Raw genomic sequence first — 2758 nt, 5'->3', positions numbered from 1 at the left:
CGCGCAGCTGCTGCGGCCGGAGTTGCGGGTGCTGGTCGTCGGGGCCGCCCACCAGGGCAAGAGCCAGCTTATCAACGCTCTGATCAACGCCGGGGTGTGCGCGGTCGACACCGCCGGCGGCACCACCGTGCCGGCCGTGGTCCGGCACGCCGGGTCACCCGCCGCGCAGCTGATCCGCCGGGGCTCGCCGAGTGCCGAGTGGACGGCCGAGGTCGGCCTCCAGGACCGGGTCCCGCTGGGCCTGGAGGCGCTCGACAGCGCGATCGCCGAGGCGGCGGCCCGGTTCCCGGCCGGCACCCCGGTGCACGCCGACATCGCGGTGCCCCGCTCGCTGCTGGCCGGTGGCCTGGTGCTGATCGACACCCCGCCGCTGCCCGGCCTGCCCGCTTCGGCCGACCGCGCGGTGCGCACCGCCAGTGACCTGGCCACCAGCGCCGGCGCCGACCTGGTGCTGTACGCCTGCGAGGCGGGCCGGGAGCTGACCGACGCGGATCTGGCCGTGCTGCAGGACCTGGCCCGGTTCTTCCCCGGCCTGCTGGTGGTCTTCACCAAGACCGACTACGCGATCGACTGGCGGCGCAACCTCGCCGACAGCCGCAGCCGGCTGGCCCGGGCCGGGGTGCCGGCGGCCACCACTGCCGTCTCGGCCACCCTGCGGCTGCACGCGCTGCAGGCCGGCGACGCGGCGCTCAACAACGAGTCCGGCTTCACCGACCTCATCGTCCACCTGCAACAGCTGGTGGCGGCCAAGCCCGACCGGCTGGCCCGCGACACGGTCAGCCGGCTGGGCCGGATCGCCCTGGAGGAGCTGGCCGGCCCGCTGCGCGACGAGCTGGCGGCCCAGCAGAACGCGGGCCTGCCGGACGCGGTGGCCCGCCTGCACATCACCCAGCGCCGGCTCGACGACCTGCGCAAATGTGCTGTCCGCTGGCAGAACGCGCTCTCCGACGAGGTCGGCGACCTGATGTCGGACATCGAGCACGACCTGCGCGAACGCACCCGGGCGGTGCTGACCGAGTCGGACGAGTTCTTCGCCACCGCCGACCCGGCCAAGGCCTGGGACGAGTTCGAGCCCTGGCTGCGGCAGTCCCTGGAGGACCTGACCGGGACCAGCATGACCTGGCTGGCCGAGCGGATCGAGTGGATGGCCCGCCGGGTCGCCGACCAGTTCCCGCCCGAGGCGGGCGAGGTGCTCCCGCCGTCCGCGCTGGTCTCGGCCGAGGGGCGGACCGACGGGGTGCCGGGCCTGGACGCGCCGCCGGTGGCCAAGTTCACCCCCGGCCAGAAGCTGTTCATCGGTCTCCGCGGCTCCTACGGCGGCGTGATCATGTTCGGCCTGGCCACCAGCCTGGCCGGGATGTCGCTGATCAACCCGATCTCGATCGGCGGCGGCGCGCTCTTCGGCGGCAAGACGATCCGCGACGAGAGCAAGTCGCTGCTCAAGAAGCGGCAGGCCGAGGCCCGCAACGCGGTCCAGCGGCACGTCGACGACATCTTCGTGGGCCTCAACAAGGAGGCGCGCGACACCGTACGCCGGGCCCAGCGCGCCCTGCGTGACCACTTCACCGCGGTCACGGAGGACCTCCAGGAGATCGTCATGGAGTCGCTGCGCAACGCCAAGGCGGCGGCCGATCAGGACGTCGCCGCCCGGGAGCAGCACGCCCGGCGGCTCCAGCAGGAGCTGGCCGTGCTCGTCCAGTTGCACTCCCAGGCCAAGGCGCTGGGCGGCCGCGGATGATCAACGAGGAGGAGTTCGAGCAGCGCACCTACCGGCTGCTGAACGAGGCGGCGCACGTCTACCGGGGCAATCAGCCGGCCGCCGCGCTGCTGCGCTCCACCCTCGACCGGCTGGCCGACCCGTTGCGGCTGGCCGTGACCGGACCCGCCCGGGCCGGCGTCTCCACTCTGGTCAGTGCGCTGATCGGGGAGGGTCTGGCGCCGGTCGAGCTGCCCGGTGAGCAGCTCGCCAGTGTCACCTATCGCGACGGCACCCAGCCGCGGGCCTGGTGGCAGGACGAGCGCGGGACGCCGTACGAGATCCCGACGGTCCGCACCGCCCACGGCCTGCGACTGGTCCCGGACGGCCGGCACGCCGGGCGCCCGGAGGGGGCGCGCCGTGCCGTCGTGGAATGGCCGAGCCGGGTCCTGCGCCGCACCGAGCTGATCGACACCCACCTGCCGCTGCCGCAGGTCCAGCAGACCGCCGACGCGGTCCTCTACGTGACGCCCCACCTGGGCGAGGCCGACCTGCAGGCACTGCAGGCGGCGCGGGGCATCCGCGGCCCCTCGGTGTTCCCGGTGCACACCATGATCGTGCTGTCCCGGGCCGACGCCACCGGCGGTGGCCGCCCCGACGCCCTGCTGACCGCCAAGCAGGCGGCCCGGCGCCGCCGCCGCGAGCCCCGGGTCGGCGCGCTGTGCCAGGACGTGCTCGCCGTCTCGCCGCTGATCGCGGCGGCCGCCCGCACCCTGCGTGACGACGAGTTCCGGGCGATCGCCACGATGGCCGCCCTGCCGCGGGCCGCGGCCGAGGCGCACCTGCTCTCCACCGACCGGTTCACCGCGGCCGACGCGCTGCGGCCGGTCACCGCCCAGCAGCGGGCCCAGTTGCTGCAGCGCTTCGGCCTCGGCGGCATCCGGCTGGCGATCACCCTGGTCCGGACCGGCTGCGACCACGCGGCGGTGCTCGGCGAGCGGCTGCAGGAGCACAGCGGCCTCAAGGACCTGCAGGCCTCGATCGCGGAGCTCTTCACGGCCC

Annotated in this window: 1 protein-coding gene and 1 pseudogene; both read left to right on the top strand. The window is 74.7% G+C overall.

Annotation, left to right across the window (positions count from 1 at the left end):
- The coding region (locus tag AB0C29_RS42235; protein ID WP_360833107.1) for a dynamin family protein at nt 1-1738 on the top strand (1738 nt) is incomplete at its 5' end.
- A pseudogene (locus tag AB0C29_RS42230) lies at nt 1735-2758 on the top strand (hypothetical protein); the annotation flags it as partial. The gene AB0C29_RS42235 and the pseudogene AB0C29_RS42230, both read left to right, overlap by 4 nt.

The organism is Actinoplanes sp. NPDC048791, from assembly GCF_040650095.1.
Taxonomy (GTDB): Bacteria; Actinomycetota; Actinomycetes; order Mycobacteriales; family Micromonosporaceae; genus Actinoplanes.
This window is presented reverse-complemented; position numbering and strand designations above follow the sequence as displayed.